General features: G+C 35.3%; 15 protein-coding genes, 3 tRNA genes and 2 pseudogenes. 2 read left to right on the top strand and 18 right to left on the bottom strand.

Annotation, left to right across the window (positions count from 1 at the left end; translation table 11 throughout):
- Window positions 1-40: 40 nt before the first annotated feature.
- The 5 genes from HXT28_RS02705 to HXT28_RS02685 all read right to left on the bottom strand — a co-directional run bounded on the left by HXT28_RS02705 (window position 41) and on the right by HXT28_RS02685 (window position 3,009).
- Window positions 41-112: transfer RNA gene (locus tag HXT28_RS02705), tRNA-Val, on the bottom strand.
- 28 nt (window positions 113-140) lie between these two features.
- Window positions 141-211: transfer RNA gene (locus tag HXT28_RS02700), tRNA-Cys, on the bottom strand.
- Window positions 212-239: 28 nt separating this feature from the next.
- Window positions 240-312, bottom strand: a tRNA-Gly gene (locus HXT28_RS02695).
- 433 nt (window positions 313-745) lie between these two features.
- Window positions 746-2,797 carry a KAP family P-loop NTPase fold protein gene (locus HXT28_RS02690; RefSeq protein WP_422113631.1) on the bottom strand — a complete coding sequence of 684 codons (2,052 nt, stop codon included), beginning with the start codon at window positions 2,795-2,797 and terminating at the stop codon, window positions 746-748.
- Window positions 2,713-3,009 carry a P-loop NTPase fold protein gene (locus tag HXT28_RS02685; protein ID WP_422113630.1) on the bottom strand — a complete coding sequence of 99 codons (297 nt, stop codon included), beginning with the start codon at window positions 3,007-3,009 and terminating at the stop codon, window positions 2,713-2,715. The genes HXT28_RS02690 and HXT28_RS02685 overlap by 85 nt, the downstream gene beginning before the upstream one ends.
- Window positions 3,010-3,477: 468 nt before the next feature.
- Here HXT28_RS02685 and HXT28_RS02680 point away from each other — a divergent pair, with 468 nt between their 5' ends.
- Window positions 3,478-4,065: a hypothetical protein gene (locus tag HXT28_RS02680; RefSeq protein WP_230469599.1), complete on the top strand. Its 588-nt coding sequence runs from the start codon at window positions 3,478-3,480 to the stop codon at window positions 4,063-4,065.
- Window positions 4,066-4,233: 168 nt separating this feature from the next.
- Window positions 4,234-6,420 carry a DUF2075 domain-containing protein gene (locus HXT28_RS02675; protein ID WP_016636600.1) on the top strand — a complete coding sequence of 729 codons (2,187 nt, stop codon included), beginning with the start codon at window positions 4,234-4,236 and terminating at the stop codon, window positions 6,418-6,420.
- Between the two features lie 429 nt (window positions 6,421-6,849).
- On the opposite strand, the pseudogene HXT28_RS02670 reads toward HXT28_RS02675, so the two are convergent.
- The 13 genes and pseudogenes from HXT28_RS02670 to HXT28_RS02610 form a co-directional block, all read right to left on the bottom strand.
- Window positions 6,850-7,335: pseudogene (locus tag HXT28_RS02670) on the bottom strand (hypothetical protein); the annotation flags it as partial.
- A gap of 88 nt (window positions 7,336-7,423) precedes the next feature.
- On the bottom strand, window positions 7,424-8,011 hold the full coding sequence (locus HXT28_RS02665; protein ID WP_064347426.1) for a hypothetical protein: 588 nt from the start codon (window positions 8,009-8,011) through the stop codon (window positions 7,424-7,426).
- 420 nt (window positions 8,012-8,431) lie between these two features.
- The gene (locus tag HXT28_RS02660) at window positions 8,432-8,728 is read right to left on the bottom strand and encodes a type II toxin-antitoxin system RelB/DinJ family antitoxin (RefSeq protein WP_064347427.1); all 297 of its coding nucleotides are present in this window, start codon (window positions 8,726-8,728) and stop codon (window positions 8,432-8,434) included.
- A 266-nt stretch (window positions 8,729-8,994) separates the two neighbouring features.
- Window positions 8,995-9,627, bottom strand: coding sequence for a helix-turn-helix domain-containing protein (locus HXT28_RS02655; RefSeq protein WP_422113629.1), 633 nt, complete (start codon window positions 9,625-9,627; stop codon window positions 8,995-8,997).
- Window positions 9,628-10,222: 595 nt separating this feature from the next.
- Window positions 10,223-10,546 carry a type II toxin-antitoxin system RelE/ParE family toxin gene (locus HXT28_RS02650; protein WP_415693022.1) on the bottom strand — a complete coding sequence of 108 codons (324 nt, stop codon included), beginning with the start codon at window positions 10,544-10,546 and terminating at the stop codon, window positions 10,223-10,225.
- Window positions 10,546-10,848, bottom strand: coding sequence for a type II toxin-antitoxin system RelB/DinJ family antitoxin (locus HXT28_RS02645; RefSeq protein WP_415706268.1), 303 nt, complete (start codon window positions 10,846-10,848; stop codon window positions 10,546-10,548). The genes HXT28_RS02650 and HXT28_RS02645 overlap by 1 nt, the downstream gene beginning before the upstream one ends.
- Window positions 10,849-10,978: 130 nt before the next feature.
- On the bottom strand, window positions 10,979-11,413 hold the full coding sequence (locus tag HXT28_RS02640; protein WP_422113628.1) for a hypothetical protein: 435 nt from the start codon (window positions 11,411-11,413) through the stop codon (window positions 10,979-10,981).
- Window positions 11,414-11,922: 509 nt separating this feature from the next.
- Window positions 11,923-12,240 carry a hypothetical protein gene (locus HXT28_RS02635; protein ID WP_422113627.1) on the bottom strand — a complete coding sequence of 106 codons (318 nt, stop codon included), beginning with the start codon at window positions 12,238-12,240 and terminating at the stop codon, window positions 11,923-11,925.
- Complete coding sequence (locus HXT28_RS02630) at window positions 12,227-13,645, bottom strand: hypothetical protein (protein WP_422113626.1); 1,419 nt, start codon at window positions 13,643-13,645, stop codon at window positions 12,227-12,229. Before HXT28_RS02630 ends, HXT28_RS02635 begins: the two co-directional genes overlap by 14 nt.
- Window positions 13,635-14,384, bottom strand: a complete 750-nt coding sequence (locus HXT28_RS02625) for an ATP-binding cassette domain-containing protein (RefSeq protein ID WP_422113625.1) — start codon at window positions 14,382-14,384, stop codon at window positions 13,635-13,637. Before HXT28_RS02625 ends, HXT28_RS02630 begins: the two co-directional genes overlap by 11 nt.
- 113 nt (window positions 14,385-14,497) lie before the next feature.
- Window positions 14,498-15,358, bottom strand: coding sequence for an Abi family protein (locus HXT28_RS02620; RefSeq protein ID WP_422113624.1), 861 nt, complete (start codon window positions 15,356-15,358; stop codon window positions 14,498-14,500).
- A 540-nt stretch (window positions 15,359-15,898) separates the two neighbouring features.
- Window positions 15,899-16,009 (bottom strand): annotated as a pseudogene (locus HXT28_RS02615) (aquaporin family protein); the annotation flags it as partial.
- A gap of 198 nt (window positions 16,010-16,207) precedes the next feature.
- Entirely contained in the window at window positions 16,208-17,608 is a 1,401-nt protein-coding gene (locus tag HXT28_RS02610; RefSeq protein WP_422113623.1) for a hypothetical protein, read from the bottom strand.
- Between the last annotated feature and the right edge of the window lie 12 nt (window positions 17,609-17,620).

Here is a 17,620-nt window from a genome sequence, read left to right as displayed (position 1 = left end):
AAAATCTTTTTAATTATGCGTGAAAGGCAATCCTTTCGAGTGGGCGATACAAGGTTCGAACTTGTGACCCCTTCCGTGTCAGGGAAGTGCGCTACCACTGCGCCAACCGCCCGGTTGTGTATTAAGCTACCGCTTAATCGAGGTGGGTACGAGAGTCGAACTCATCTATACGGCTTTGCAGGCCGCTGCCTAACCGCTTGGCTAACCCACCGTAAGGTCGAATAACTCATCGGACCTAGAGCGGACAACGGGACTCGAACCCGCGGTCTCAACCTTGGCAAGGTTGCGCTTTACCAACTAAGCTATGTCCGCAATGCTTTTTGCTGATTTCCCAGCGCCGAAGCACGAGTAACTACTATACTCGGAATAATCTCAAATGCAAGCCCTCCCCTATTTTGGCGTGTCGCCGGTGTCGTTTGCGTGCGATTCATAGAAAGCCAGCCTTTCGTGGCTTGTTTTTTGTAGTGTATTATTTGTTTCCGTTTGCTACAATCGTGCGCAACTTGTCTCGCTTTTGGAGCTGATTCTGTCGTGCATCGCTCCATTTGCGAGAGGACTGTCTCACTTTTGGAGCGTGTGTTAAATCTAATTTATGGAGCTGGTGCGCGTGTGTATCAAAATTGTTGCGCTAAGGAAACAGTTTTGATACGTGGGTGCGGTCGGTTTTTAAATATTTTGCGGTTAGATGATAGCAACAAAAAATGTTGGGCACTAACTGCAGTGTGCTAGTGCCCAATATTATCTATTATTTTGTTAAGTTGCTTTCAGATTTCCACTTTTTTATGAGTTGCAATGCTTCTAGCTCAGACGCATGATTAAAGTCGTCATTATTATTTTCATAATTCAATACAAACGACGCTAATATTATTTGCTCTTCTTTAGTAAATTCATCTAAATGATTTTTAACGGAATCTTTAATTTCATTGTAGAGATCTTCTCTAGAAATATAATTTGAATAACTTTTTAAATTAAAATCCCATCCATAATCATTCGAGTCACGGAAGGGATATGCTTTAGTGCATATAAACTTAAGCTTACTGACTTTATCATTAAATAGTTTTTTAACATAATTTTCAAATCCTTCTTTATCAAGATCTTCCCACACATAAAATGCTCTATTAAGGCTTCCTATTTTTAGCATATTTTCAGATTTTGAAATGAGTTCAATTTTGTCTATATAAATTTTTTCGAGAGATTCTAAATGCTTTAAGTTAATTAATTGCAAATCCTTACGCTCTGGTCTATTATTAAATCTCCCAAATGCCATTTCTTCTTGATCAAGAATATCTGCAATAAGTCCAATATTAGATTTATTAGAATTCTTAAGAATAGAATAAATTACCTCATGCCTTTCATTTTCAGAATCAATTTTTTTAATAATATAAAACACGAATTTAACTATTTCATTAAAAACAGAATCTGCATGTATTACATTTGTTTGGTTATTTACGAGTTCTCCATACGAATCAATGGTAGCATACAAAACAAACTTCAAACGATTTGAATATTCTTCATCAACCAATGCCTCCATATTTCTTAACAAATAGTCAAGAACACCTTCCTTCTCAGACTTTATAATGGTTTCAATTATGGAATCTTTATTATACTTGTAAAAACAATCATAAATTTTCTCTCTTGAAACCTTAATTCTATTCATGTCAAACATAAAATATAAATCGAATTTTTCAACAGATGCGATGCGATTATCTCTTAAAAGTTGCAAATCATCTGAATGAGAATATTCGCCAATGTAATTAATAGACCTAGCGAATTGGGGGAACATCGATATGAGCATTCGTATAGATGACTCTGAATTTAGTCCTAACTGTTTGAATTCATTTTTATAGTATTCATAAGTTCTTTTTTCATATTTATTTAAATCGTTATATGATTGTGGTCCACATACATAGATTGAATTATCAATAATCCATTCATATAGCTTAGGTTCGAAAATTTCTATTGCAGTAATAGCTAATAAATCAACAAATGATGTTTCTTTCCATAAAGCGCCATATTTGAATCGGAAAGCATTAAGTAATCTATTTACATCCCTTATATTATTTACATATGGATTTACACAGTTTTCAAGTACTGTTTCAAAATATTTGTTATTTTCAAATTCTTCTTCATTCTTGCTTTTATGAACAATATCATTAAGGCGATCTCTTAATATTTCATGCACTGTTGTTTTATCAATTTCAGGAACTTCAAAAGAAACTTGAACAATTTTCTTTAAATATTCATCTCCGTCAATATTGTGGTATTCAGACAAAGCATTGCAAACAATTTCCCTATCCATTGTAAGAACATAAATGATGTTAGGAAAATCGCCTACTTGTTTAACCAATTGGAAAATATCTTTAATTTGAGGAGTAGTCAATCTATCTATATCATCAATAAAAACAATTATTTTGTGGTTAAAATCTTCTAGCGCCTCACACAATTTTTCTTTAGCTTCATCCAAACTAGGATTTTTCATCAATTTAGCACCTACTGCTTTGAATGTAGTTTTCAATATAGGAGCGATTGCAGGCCCAATTACTGGAATAAATGATAAAACGTCAATAGTATCGGAATATTGACTTATAGCCTTTCCGATTTTTCCTTTATTCCCCTCTCCTTTAGCTACGCCTAATTTATTCTTCAATTCATGAAAGAACAAACTGATTAAATTGTTCTTGTCGGAATAATTCCATGGTGAGAATTTAATAACTATTGGATTGTGATTTTGATTTTCTTCTTCAGTTTTTTGTGAAGTAAAAATTTTTTGATTCTTTTGTATACTCTTGAATACCATTTTTTCTTCTCTGATTCGTCTACTGGAATCTCAGATATTGCCATGTTAATAATAGATGTCTTACCGCTACCCCACTTTCCATACAAGCCTATTACAAGACCATCTTTGCTATCATATTCACAAATCGATTTTTCAAATTGTTTAGCAAAATCAGATCTTCCCAATAAATCTTCATCAGCTTTTTCAATAGGTTTATCTGCAACGTAGCCCATATTTTTTCTCCCACTTTTGCAATTGCAGTATTTCGTATAATAATCTATATTCTAATCATTTATGCAAATTATTCTTTATCTAATCATTACATATTACGTATTTCAAAAATTGAGCTACAAGCCAAAGATTTTGAAAATGCTATCGCATAAAACGCAAACTTTAAGATAGAGTATTGCGGGTTGAAATACCGAAATAAAAGGGGTTATAAGTCTTACACTAATAACCCAGTAAAAGAAAAAAGAAGAACCCGACGCATCAGATTCTTCCAGGTTTAGTCCGAAGACGTCCACCGCAATTCAACTACAATGCTATCATACTTTTATTTTTCCTATAAATTTCCGCCAATATTTTCAATAGGTTTATAGTCTACGTAACTTAATTAAGTACTTTCACAGCCTTCATTGCAATACTGATATTTTAGATTGTAGTATAAGTAAAATAAGGCTTTAGAGAATTGAGAGAATATTTTGAATAGCATTCAGTCATTATGTATTAACATTAACTTAAATAATTTGGTAAATAGCATAATTATTTCAGTTGTATCTTCTCTTTTAATTACAGGCTTATATTTTATTTTCCGCGCTTTTAGATTAGATAAAATTGGTCAATATATATTGCCTGAGAATAATAAAATTCCATATGTTGAACTTGACTTAAATAAACAGATTGTGCGTAACATAGGAATGGAACCTGCAACTGATATTGAATTATTCAAAATTAATTTTCCTTTAGATAATAGTTTTAATTACATGCATGTAGCGTATATATGTGCTTTGCCAAATTTGATTCAAAATCAAAAAGAAAATATTCAATATATCCCAGATGATTGTTTAATGGTTCATGAATATTGTTTTCTTCTTCAATACTCAAATATTTCAGGAATGTATTTTTGGACTTTAATAATTCCAACTAGCCCAAGAGGTGACAACTTTATTCAAATCAATCCTCATTTTATAAAAGATAAACATAAACTCAATATTGCTAGTAATAAATGCGGATGTCCAAGATGGATAAAGATTGCAGTGTTAAAAGACAAGAAAAAATACAATGGCTAAAATTGTTGCGTTAAGGAAACAGTTTTGATACGACAATTAAATTTTATAGTCGAAAATTTATAATGCTAAACCAAAAGTATTCAATTCGAAAAAACATTTGTGAATTTGCCACTCTTACTAGTTTTTTTATTAATGGAATATTTCTTATCAAATAGCTATCATTGAATCATGATGAAAGCTATTGTTCCACCTAAGTCCATAATTGTTGATTTACCTTATAAGGTTTTCAAAGACAATGAACTAGAACATAGTATTAATGAAAATCTAAAGTATAAAAGAAGTGATCTTGATAACCAAACTATTCAGGTTTTGAAGCATTACTTGCTGAAATTTCCAACTGTTTATATTGTTCATAAAAAAGAATACGAAAAATATACAGTTTATGTTGGTGAAACTAACAATATTGAGGAAAGAACAAAACAGCATCTGAATGCTGATACTAAAATCAGAGATGATTGGGAGAAACTGTCTGAAGGTAAAGTAAAACAGTATATTATTGCTAATGAGCATTTTAATAAATCACTTACTCTAGATGTTGAAAATCGCTTTATGCAGTACTTGTTAAGCGTCGATTCAATTAATGAAGTTACTAATCGTAGAACCAATCCTCAGGGTGAATATTATCCTGAAGAAGAGTTTGAACGTATTTTTTCTGGAATATGGGTTCAGCTTCATGACATGGATCCAGATTTATTTCCAGAAGAAGGAATTATTCGCGACTCAGCTTTATTTAAAGCGTCACCATTTCATAAATTGACTACTGAACAGAAGAGTATTGAAAGCAAAGTTATAGATATAGTTAATGAAGCTCTACAATCAAAAAATAAGTGTAACTCTGATTCATCCACGCTTATTTTATTAGAGGGTGATGCTGGTACCGGAAAAACAGTTTTACTTAGTGATTTGTTCTATAAAATTTGTAACAAGCTAAGCAAAATAAAAAACCAATCACTCCAATACAATTATGAGGATATTGAAGAAGGAAACGACGAAGAAGATTATGATCATGAATATAAGCAATTTTCAACTATTAATAGTAGGAAAACTGCTTGCATAATTGTAAATCATAAAGAACAAGTGAATGTATACAATCAAATAGCAACAAAATTACGTTTACAAAAAAATAATGATGAACTTGTTATGCTACCTTCCCAGTTTATTAATCGTTTTAGCGAACAAACAGAACAAGGACGTGGCATTATTGACAGACCAAAACGTTGCTGTGATGTAGCTCTTATTGATGAGGCTCATTTGTTGAATACACAAGCTAATCAGGCTTACTCTGGCTCAAATATGTTGTCTGATATTTTATGTAGGTCTCGAGTTGTTATCGCAGCTTTTGATCCTAATCAAATTTTACAAAGCAACCAGCGTTGGAATTCCGAAGATTTAGAAAAATTATTGGGAACAGATTACAAGGATAAGAATTCTTTCAAAAATGATGATGATTGTGGAGAATTATTATTAAATGATTCAATAAGTGTGAGTGTTCGTCGTTTCATTCTTGAAAATCAGATGCGTATGAGAGCTAATGAAAATGTTCTCGAATGGATTAAAAATTTTGTATACAATGGTTGTATTGATACTCTTCCAGTATGTCGTAATTATGAAACAAAAAAAGAAGATTCAAATACTGGCAATAAACCTTTTGATTTCAAAGTATTTGATTCGCCCATTAAGCTATTTAATGCTATTAAGTCTAAATCTGAAGAAAAAGCTTCTGGGTGCGATGGACACGGATTATCACGTCTTGTTGCAACATACGACTGGGAGTATAAGAGCAATAAGAATAACCCTAACGCGGTAAATGGTACTTGGAATGTAGATTTGTATTGCGATAACAATGGAAAATGGCATATTGGACTTGGTCCATATGCTAATGCTAGTAGTTACGAGTTGGAAATTTTGGAAAAGGAAGGTAAGGTTTTTAGCCATCCTTGGAATTATCAATTGTCATCGCAAAACCACGCGAAGCATTCACATTCAATAAAAGAATCAAAAAAATCATGGGCAGAACAGTCTCATACTATAAATGAGATTGGATCTACATTTACTATTCAAGGATTTGATTTAAATTATGCTGGTGTAATAATTGGTCCATCAGTGCAATATCGTAATGGTAAAGTTGTTTTTTGCCCGGAAAATAGTCGAAACGATAAAGCAACTAATAAAAGGCATTCTAAAGATTTATCATCAAATAAAAAAATTACGTTAGACTATTCAATTGATAATCTTAAAAATGAGATCAATGTATTATTGAAACGTGGAGTTAATGGACTATACGTTTTTGCTGTCGACACGGAGTTAGAAAAGGCATTATTAGAGGCTCAACGTAAGCGTAATTCATTGATTTGAGTTACCTGCTTATGTAACAAATCTTCTGGCAACTTTTATCCACAATTACATGGAAAAATGTTTGTGTGTAGTTAAGCCAAAAGGTGTATAAAGTTACGCCTGAATATTCTGTATTGCAATCCACAGCCCAAACACCGTGAAATTCTCAGTCAAGCAGCTGAGAAAGTAACAGTGCTTGACTATTTCTACGTGTAGTTGTGCTGTTGTTCTGTTATATTTTGCGTTATCTTTTATCGTATATCACATTATTATATATGTTTTGGTGCATTTAATCACATTATTATACGTATTTTAGTGTTTTTTATCACATAATTATACGCATTGAGCAATGCTAAGCATAAAAACACGTAAAAAACACGCAGCAAAAGAATTACTTTACGCACTAAATATTTTGCCCTTTATCACTTGATGACATGTATTTCACGCACCGCGCTTTACGTGCTCTTCTTCAAGCATTTGAACGCCAAGATCAACCGCTTTCTGTGAAGCTTCCTGTAATTGCGCATCCGTCATACCTGGCTGCCAAGGCTTTTCAAAAACAAACAGCAACACACTAGTAATCGCTGCGCCAATAATAATGCTTAGCAACGTGATATCGGAAACAAGCAATAGAGCAATACCAGAAGTCACCAGCAGCCTGAGCACAAAATCGATGATTCCAATAAGCAAATCGCCAGACCCGTCATCTGGTCTGCGATGCCTATCCCACTGCAGATACGCTGTACTTAGCAGCGAAAACACCACAACACTCAGCACGAGTATGACCACAGTTTCCCAACCTAGTACGCGGTGTCCTACGAACTGCTGTACGAGCAGCGCAATAATAAGTGTGCAAATGCTAGCAGCAGTTTCTGTAATCACATGACCCCAAAAAGCATGCTTGAAAAGCACTGGCCTTACATTTGTCTCACTCATCATCTTCTCCTAGAAAATGCAATTACGGAATATCGTGCTTTGATTATACAAAATTTCTAAAATTGTCCTAAGCTCAAATAGAGAGTTGCTAATTTTTTTGTTTGCTAATTTTTTGTTCAATAATTTTATCGGTAAATGCCTTTAAAAATTCTCTAGAATTACTCCATCCTGCACCATTGTTTAATCCCGAGAAATCAAAACCAGATATTTCATCTAACGCTTTACTACAAACCCATTCATACATTCCAGCCTCTTTGCTTTTATATATTATTAGGAACAATGGTTTCATTGCTTTTTTACCCAACGACACAACACTCTTGTATTGTTTAGAATATATTACATCGTTATACCATCCTGTCAGCCGATAGTATTTATCTTTGACCCCCTTTTCACCAATCTCGTCGCATAGATTTTGTAACTGTTTAGCCACATATGTGAGAACCTTTTCATCTATGTTTTTTATGAGCAAAGTTTCATCAACACCATTTTTACTTACCTCTTTCCAATCAACATCTTCATTATTTTCTGAGTGCTTTTCATTCCTTGCAGACTTTTGATTTTCTGTTTTTACTTCTCTATTATTATCGCTAAAATTATTCTGACTCTTACAACCTGAAATAAGTGATATAAGACAAACTACCATAGTTAAAAACGTATAATGCTTAATATGCTTCATTTATGCCTCCTCTACAACTTAATCTTTACCTAATTGCGGTTACGATTCTCATGCTCAATCTTCACTCTGTTTTTCACAATCATCTGCCCAATATTTATTCATCTCGGAGTACAAATCATCTTTGAGTTTAATAAAACTGACGGGATGTAAATTATGGACAAGAATGCAGATATGCAGACTATGAAATGATTGTAGCTAAAAATCATCCGATAATCAACAAGATTTTATTTCCATACATAAACAGATGTGTGTGCAAAGTGGGTGCACTTTTTAACGATAGGAAAATATTGCCAAAAGTTTAATTGCCATTTATAACTTTCTCAATATCTCTTTTCCCATAAAGCACACGAGAAACCACAACTTCATACTTTTCTTCAAAAACAAAATAAAAAATAAGAAAATTATCACACGCCATGAACCTTATGCTTGATGCAAAGATTCAAAAACATTACTCGCAGGCTTCGCATCACCAGATAAAACCGACTTATAACCCTTTTCCAACTCATCATTCAACTCACCTTGAGTCATAGAACTCACATCACGCGGCTCTCTATAACCCAATTTCACATCAAAAGGAAGCCCTTGCTGTAAAACAACCTGCTTATAAAACATGGTAATAGCACTCGAAGGAGGAAGACCTAAAGAATTCAATATATACTCTGCCTGCTCTTTTAACTCCGGATCAATACGAGTATACAAGTTAGCTGTTTTCGCCATACAATCACCCCTTATTTCTTACGATGATTATACAACATTACATTGGCATTGCAATGTCACTGCATTAACATTAGCATTAGAAAATTACACTTATACGTAATATTAAAAACGCAAAAATCGAATTTCATTTCTTATAATCAACTGTCATGCAAAAACACTAAAAGCATGTACAAAACCCGGAAACTAAAAATCAGAAGAATGCGGAAATCAAAACTGAAAACCACATTCTTCTGACCAATTCACAACCAACTACCGGTTCCCGGCTCTTACTTATCACGCAACTTACCAACTTGCGTAAATTCCTTATCCCCAACACACATCTTCTTATCAGTGAACTTTACTCGCATCATTCTGCTAATAATATACTCATCCGTTATCAGCACAAAAAATTGCTTTTCTTTTTTATTCACCAAGTAATACTGTTCACTGCCAATACTCTCTACCGCTTTACCGAATGCAAACGTATCAAACAAAGGAATATCACCAAACAAAGTAGTAATACACCCGATAAAATTATCCATAAACTTTTCAGACGAATTTGGAATAAACTTCGTCACCGTGAGCATAATAATTTCAGCGTCTGCATATTCATCGCGAATAATTTGTTCCTTCATTTTGATTTTCTTACGAACACCCAATTTCGCATTAAGACCATACTTCGCTAAATCAATAGGCTTCTTAATGATTGACAAATCAATAGCATTGTTTTTATCCAACAAATAGTCGACAGTAACACCTAGCGCATCCGCAATCACCTTCAAATTTGCAACATCCGGCAGACCGCGACCACCTTCCCACTTCGCTACCGCAGCACGCGAAACCATAATCATTTTAGCAAGTTCTTCCTGAGTTAAACCCGCTTCCACGCGCGCATTTCTGATTTTTTCTCCTAACAACATCGTATAACTCCTTTCATTGGCTATGAGTTTTCGTTCTTAACGATTATTTGTTTTGCTCGTAATGCAATTAATAATCGTACTGCGTAATTACATGCTAACGAGCAACATATGAATAGAAAAGGAACGAACGAGAACACAAGCGTTACGAATCGTAACATGGCATTTTCTTGGCAAACGCGCACATAATTATGTGAAAATACCTGTTTCAAAAGAAATTTATACAAAACTAACAGAGAACGTACAAAATCCAAGGCGAACGAGTCATACAACACAACGCGCCGAAGACCGATATCCACCTCATTGTTCTGCTCTCATTCATGCCAATCCCCAACAACGAACGTACGGAATAAAGCAACAGAAACATACGTTTGTTATCAAGCGCATGTCAGAATAGACAAACGCAAGGATCCAAGCGCGCAACAACAGCTGCTAATCAGCCTTTGACGTCACAAGATAGCACTCTCGACGTGGATTGAGAGAACTCCAAGTATAGCTACACTTTTTTGAGTGCACACTATTGATAGTGGGTGCACCTTTTAACGATAGAAAAAGCTATCGTTAAAAGATTTAAGATTATCTTGATAACACGTTTACATTACAATTGTTCCAGTTGCTTAGCCTGATCTCTTCTCACGTAAATAACCGCGAGTATTTGAACTTCTTTTCTACTCTCATCAACACAAAAATAAACGTAATAATTTTTTACGCGTATTCTTCTAAAACCAAGATCACACCACGGTTGCTCACCAATTAACTTCACACGATAAGGCATCGTCTGTAAAGACATCATTTCCGACTTCAACAGCTCGAGTATTCTTTTAGCTATTATCGGCTCTTTTAACTCAGTGGCAATATATTCTCGAATAAGTGCAAGATGCTCTTTCGCCTGACGAGTAACTTTTACCTTATACTCATCCATTAAAGACCTCGTTCAAGCTCTTCAAAAACATCATCTATCGGATAACTATCACCACGAACCGCCTGATCATAACCTTTAGCCATCAACGCGTTAAACGTTTTCTCATCCATATCATCTTGCGCCGGAAGCGACTTCGGAATAGTAAGCGAAAACGGAATACCCTTATTAAGAATGATTTGACGATAAAACATGTCAATAGCAGTAGCCCTAGGAATTCCAATAGTTTCCAAGATCTTCTCCGCCTGCTGCTTAATATTTTCCTGTATTCTCACATTCACATTCGCTGTTTTAGTAACTGCCATATCAATCAACCTCCATACGCACATCATAAAATACTGTATCGCATATTGCAACACAATTTACATGAATAGGATTCCTCGACTGATATATACACTTTCAACATTTACACTAAGCATTTAGCGCAAAATACTACTATTTCTTCTTATAGCCTACAGCAACATTACCTGTTTTATTAAGTCCTGGTACTTTAAGAACATTAGAGCTTGGCTTGTTTTTTAAATCAAATTTACCAACTAAAAATAGAGCTTTATACCCTGAACTAGGCAAATTAAACTGTGAGTCAACTAATTTGATGGGCTTATCTCCAAGAGTGACTTTAGACAAATCATAATGAGAATCAAGAATGTCTCGTGAAACAAAGAGATACAGTTCACCTTTATTCATGTAATTGTCTGGTAGGCGATATTCTTTCTGAGATACCTCTACTGTTTCCCAATGATACGACGCAAGCTCCGCCTTCTCCTCATCATCAGCACACCCAGCAAGAGAAAAGAGAGAACCTAACAGCAGAAGCATAACAAGACAACTTTGAAAAATGTTTTTACAAAAAATAGTTTTACTCCTCATAACGCTACTAGCCTCCTTCTCGTTAACACCACTTTGTATCAAATGATTATAAAACAGATTATTAAGTAAACAAAATCTACCATTCACTCTGATTACTTTAATAATCTTAATAAATATCCTATTTTTTTTTATTAATTTGTCTAGACTATCGACACTAATTTCTTGGTTTACTAGCAAACTATACTCTTTCATAAACAGCAAGATTCGAAGAAACAGAAGAATCAATATCATCGTGCGTGTTTAATGCCTACAACAACATTCCCTCATAAACGAAGCAATCCCTGCAAATCTTCACCCTCGTAATATTCAACAAGCAACTTCTTAAACTCAGGAACTAGACTATACGTAAGTAGGTGTCATCAAAACGATATCTTGATTCAGTGCGATTTGTAAAGGAGCGCCCCTGCTTAAACTACCACACCTACCGCCAGAATAAACATATACGACTTCAAAAAGCCATAGAATACCTGAACACATAGGCTCCAAATTCTAAACATTTTCATTAGATTTTATTCTTTGATAGCGCCTCCAACATTTTCTTTCTTTTTTGCAATGCAGATAAAATAGTAAAAAATACAAGAGAAAAAAACAAATAGAACTAGAAATATTAAGGTTAATATCCATGGGTTTTGTAATCCAAATCCCACCATAATAGACCCTGAACTTGTTTCATGCGCATCAAAAAACACGCTACCAAAAAGGCCCAGATGATGACCCATTTCCCTACCTTTTGTAAACATAAGTATGATTACTGTTGCAGCTGTTAGAACTGCAGTTAAAATGAAAGATAGGGTTATTGCACTAATAATTTTCTTAAACATATTCATAATATTCCTTCCTTTGTGTTGATTTTATACCCATTATTGAGTGAAATATGCACACCGCACCAATAGATAACCATAATAAAACTGTGATGTTCCCAGGTATTTGCCAAACAAATATCGTAAAAGATATTAAAATTACAAGGCATAGTGCAGTAATCATGCCAACCAAGACAGAAAACGGATTATGTTTTTCCGCAGGAAAGAAAATACTAATAGCAATAGATGCTATAAGTGTAATCATACAAATGAATATTGTTTTTCCTACTTCTGCAAGATTAAGTCCTTTTATAGCACTTATTGCTAATACAGGAACACCTATTACAGATTCAGCTAAAGCATATGGAGCAAATAGATATAAGTACAGCCGACATGGACTCAACTTATGGCGATAAGTCTTATGTATAGCTTCTGTCGTTGGAAGAGCATAAACAGCCTGAGTAGATATAATAGCTAACCAATATGGGGGATAATATCCATGTATACCAAGTACAACAATAGATAAAGTTATAACAAAAAATGTAGCTAACAGAAACTCACCACTACGCACTATAGCTTTCAGATGGATAATGAAAAGACTAGGAGAATTTCCAAGTGGAATTTTGAAGAAGTATTTCCAGCGCGAATGTTGATTAGGCGCCACAATAAGAATGACTAAAAGCACAATCACAGCAGAAACAAGAAAAACAACCCCTGCTGTTAAAACACCAAACCTATCATATATCAGAACAAAAAATCGAGAGAACCCATAGTAGGTTCTGCCTTCATAGAACGCATCAAGAAATCTATTGGATTCACGTTGTACATACATATAAGCACTGAATAGTATGGATCCAAAGAAGCAAGGTATCAGAAAGCTTCTCCATCTCTCTATGTGAAAAACCTGTAGAAATCTATCAAATCCAAGATATATAACGTCCAACAATAGATAAAGAATTACTATTTGACTAATAATTCCAAAAAAAATTTCTGGGAATGTTTCACACCCTCCACGTATTGCCATCGAGAATGTCAGAGGGCCAGATACAAGCGAAACACAAGATAATACTGTTATAGCTTCAAATATTGTGTAAGCTAAAATTCTCTGCTTATTTGTTACAGGAAGAGTATGCGTTAATTCAATGAGCTTGTCTGCCTTCATGAATAAAACACGTATAATTATGAAAAACAGTAAAACCCACAGTCCTACAGTCATCGAAATGCTTTGACACACAAGAGATACCGCTTTACTGCTGAAAACCATTCCACGTACAACAATAAATGTTAGGAAACAATAACCAGCATAACTTGCCAAAGCTGTAAAAAACAGAAGAATTTTTGCACAACTAGATTGCATAACTTTGTGTAAAAACAACCTTCTAGCAAAGAACAGAAACAGAAAACGAACTAGCCTGAGAGTATTAGTATTCACTACCCTCACCGCCCAATTGTGAAATATTTGCTTTGACAAATGCATCTATAGATCCATATTTTGACACTAAAGCTCTGCACTCTTCATATACCAAAATTTCACCATGACTCATTAGTGCAATATGATCAGCAATTCTTTCCAGCATTGAGAAGTTATGGGTACAAAGAAGAACGCCATTCTTTTCACAAACCATATTGCGAATATCAACTTCAAAGTTATAAAGAGCTTCAATGTCAATACCATTAGGAGTCTCATCAATCATAGTTAGAGGGCGAGCAACCATTATTGCAGCGATTAGCTGAACCTTTTTCCGCATGCCATGTGAATAATCCTCTATCAAGTCATCCCAACGATGATCCATCTGATATCTACTAAAAAGTCTTTGAACCTCTAACATGTCACATTGCATTCCATACATATTATGGATGAAACGCAAATATTCTAAACCCGTCAAAAACTCAGGTAAATAGTCATTAGATGCAAGAAGAATTGAATCCTTCTTTGCTTCCTTAGTTGTACTAAGATTCCCACAGACAGTAATCTCTCCCAATCTTGGTTTTATAAGATCACCAGACAATCGAATAAGAGTGGATTTTCCAGATCCATTAGGCCCAATAAGACCAGTGACTCCACCAAAATCCACAGAAAACGAAAGATTTTTTACCACTTCGTGAGCACTATTATATCCAAAGGATAATCCCTTTATTTCTAGCGCTTTTAGCTCGTTCTCTCCGGACATAAACAAAACCTTGCTTCAACAGTCTATCTGAATTCAGTATATACTGAGGTGTACCAAGTGTGTAATTAGATTAAAAGAAAGCAGACATGCACACTGAAATATAACAGTATAAGCTAGTTAGCCCAAAGAGGTAAATCCCGCCAATGATCAGGTGCCCCCGTTCGTTCGAAAGGGATAATCTTATTGTGAGGAAATGTTTCAAGGGTATTGGCTAAAAGATTACCGCCTTCTAGTCCTAATTGGATGTGAAGGAATTGAATAATACTTATCTGCCCAAATAACCTGTGTGTAAGAGTGTTTACTGGCTTCATAAGCTCATGGTCTATGGGTTTTGGCTTGATATCAAAACCACGATTAAAGAGTCGAGCATGGTGAGCAGAAAGGTTACGCAGTATATTCAAGGATTTCAGCGTTGATTCTAACTGCGGAGCCGTCATAGCACACAAATTCGCAATTTCATTACGAACCTTGTGTGGGCTAAACCTATACAGGTGAGATAGCATACCCCAGTCCATGATTTCAACTGCAACCCACACTGGTAATTGCCCGCCATATTGATTGCGATGATGTGCTACAAAGTCTTCTTGCGAGCTCCTCGCAGCTTCTGCATATTTAGCAAGCCACACTTCATGTTGGGTTTTATGCGGATTCTTTCTGTCAACCGTACGCGCCACAGCATTAAGCTTCTTAACGTCCATATGCACAAGTGAATCCACTTTCCCCAAGTGGTAACCTAAAAGAGCACGCAAAGCCAGTTCTATAGGAGCAAGGGTTGTAAACACAGCACTTCGAAGCCGAGCATCAAACTCATACAATTCAGTACACAAATCCAAAGATGTACCAGGCTGGAAATTATCTGTGGGTTTGCCAGAATTAACATCAATAATGCGTGCCGAATACCAGTATCCAGAAAGTCGATAGTAGTTACGCGTCTTAAGTATGTGACTCGCTTGTGTGGTATTTTGGATTTCCATGCCACGTGAGAGTAATAGATTTACTTGATCTTCATAACTTTTATGGGGCTTAATCGGCTTGCTGGTCACAACTTCTCCCGACGAAAAGGACCAGCCCTGGACTCCCACCGAAGCAGGTAGCGGAACTGGTCTTGTTAGTTACTATGGTAACACGCACCTTTGTTAATCGCGGGTAAGCGGCAAAAAAGTGTGCCTAAAAACCCGAGTTTTTGTTGAAATACCAAGGAAAACTCGCTGTCGTTAATCCAAAAAAGCTTAACATTTAGTATTACTTGACATTTTTATAAACATGTACTCGCGTATTCAGTCGTATACAACCGTTTTAGACGTACTATATTTCTCTCATTAACATCATATGTATAAAACTCTTTAACACTCATAATTACGAGAGTTTAGAGCATATTTAACGAGTGGATTGCAGGCATACGTTTTATTATCACTTCAAACATTTATAAACTATATAGCATATTCACTTACTGCAATAAAGCGATATTCCACTCAAGACACACCGACTAATAGACACACTTTTTGGCCGATTACCCCTTTAGTATTTTTTAATTCAACATTTGTAACAGCACCGTTTCCAAAAATCATAAGAATAGCAGTGCCAATAAATTCTGCAGCCAACATTGCCATAAACGAATGTTTCATGGTCCTTCGATTCTTCTTACTATTTACTTCGCTTGTCGTACACAAAATCGGCAAGCAGATTCCCTGTTCAAAGAAGCTAAGAACACAAGAATTTCAAATCATTCCTACGTTAGTTTCCCCTACACGCACGACAGAATAAATCGGGCTTGACACTGCAAAATCATTCACAAGCATCAAGCCCAATACGTCAATTGCCGATCATTGCAACCATTTTGGATTCACAGCTGGAATTCCCGGATATAAATTCGTATTTTTCTGAGCTGTCAAATAGAGAAAATCTTTATTAACTTTTATTTTTTTCAATAATTTTCCAGTCTTCCTATCAAATCGTTCGATAACAAAATCTTTCAAATCAGAGGTATCGATAATCGATGGTATACGAACTATTTCATGGTTTCCTACCAGCAAACGATAGTTGACGCCCGCTGACGACTCTTGACGCGTAGCTTTATCTAACAATCGGCGAAGAACACCTGTTTGCGTATCAAGAGTAAACACTCGTCCATTCTCGGTATCAACAATATGAATAAGCTTTTCATCGTATGCCTGTGCGTTTATGTAGCCAGCAATCTCATAAGAGACCGTGGTCGGACCATACAACACTTGACCTTTGCTGTTCTTCAATGGAATTGTTGTTATTTTACCAGTTTTCACATCCCATCGCACAAGAAAATGTTCCTGAATAGTTTTAACATCATCAGCAGAATCGCTGTGTTCTACTGCCATATCCTTTGTGCGAGCAGACGATGGACCATACGAATATAAGAAAGTAATCACACCATTGTTGCATCGTGGGCTATAAGCAGCATCAATTACTCCTGTAGATTCATTTTCTCCTTGATATAATTGCTCACCCACCATGTCTTTTTCATGGTGCCGCGATACCTCATTTAGGCCAACATTTGCTTCATTGACCATGCGATACAATACAACTTCATGCTTGTCTGTTTGAGCAATTGCATACGCTTGATTGCCACAGGTAGAACAAGTTTTAATAAATAGACTCTCTGAAAATTGTATTGTTTGCTGCTTACCCTCACCTTTAGAAGTCGTAGAAAGAATCTTATATGTTGTTTTACCTCTATGCTTCATCATGCTTTCGTCATACAGATCAACAAAACCGCCATTAGCAAGAGAAAATGCAAAATTCTGACGTTGCACCTTTTCTATAGAGTTTACCGTAGATTTTCCAGCGTTCACTGGTATGAAATAACTATCACGGGAATCTGTATAGTGAAGCGCCTCAGTATTCCAAATTGGCGTTTGGCCTTCTATATTGCTCACCTTATGCAGCTTAAAACTGCCATCTTCATAAACAATTGACATAAATGCGCTGCCATTGGGAATAAGAGATGTCTGAGGGTTATGCAGCGGGATTGCAACAACCGCATGCTGCAACCGAAGATTTTCAAATTTCTCCGAATGAGCAGATACTGTATATTCTGTCAATAAAACCCAATGAAAGACACCTACAGTAACGGCTGCAATTACAGCAATTATACCTATAACCCCGAAAATCCAGACTACTACTCTATGAGTTTTATTCCCAGTTGTGCTTATTATATTTTTCAAAATATCTCTCTCTTTATAGGAAGGCATACTATGCATCTT

Source organism: Gardnerella washingtoni (assembly GCF_049262705.1).
GTDB lineage: Bacteria > Actinomycetota > Actinomycetes > Actinomycetales > Bifidobacteriaceae > Bifidobacterium > Bifidobacterium vaginale_D.
Note: the sequence above shows the minus strand (reverse complement) of the source record. Positions and strands in the feature narration are given on the sequence as shown.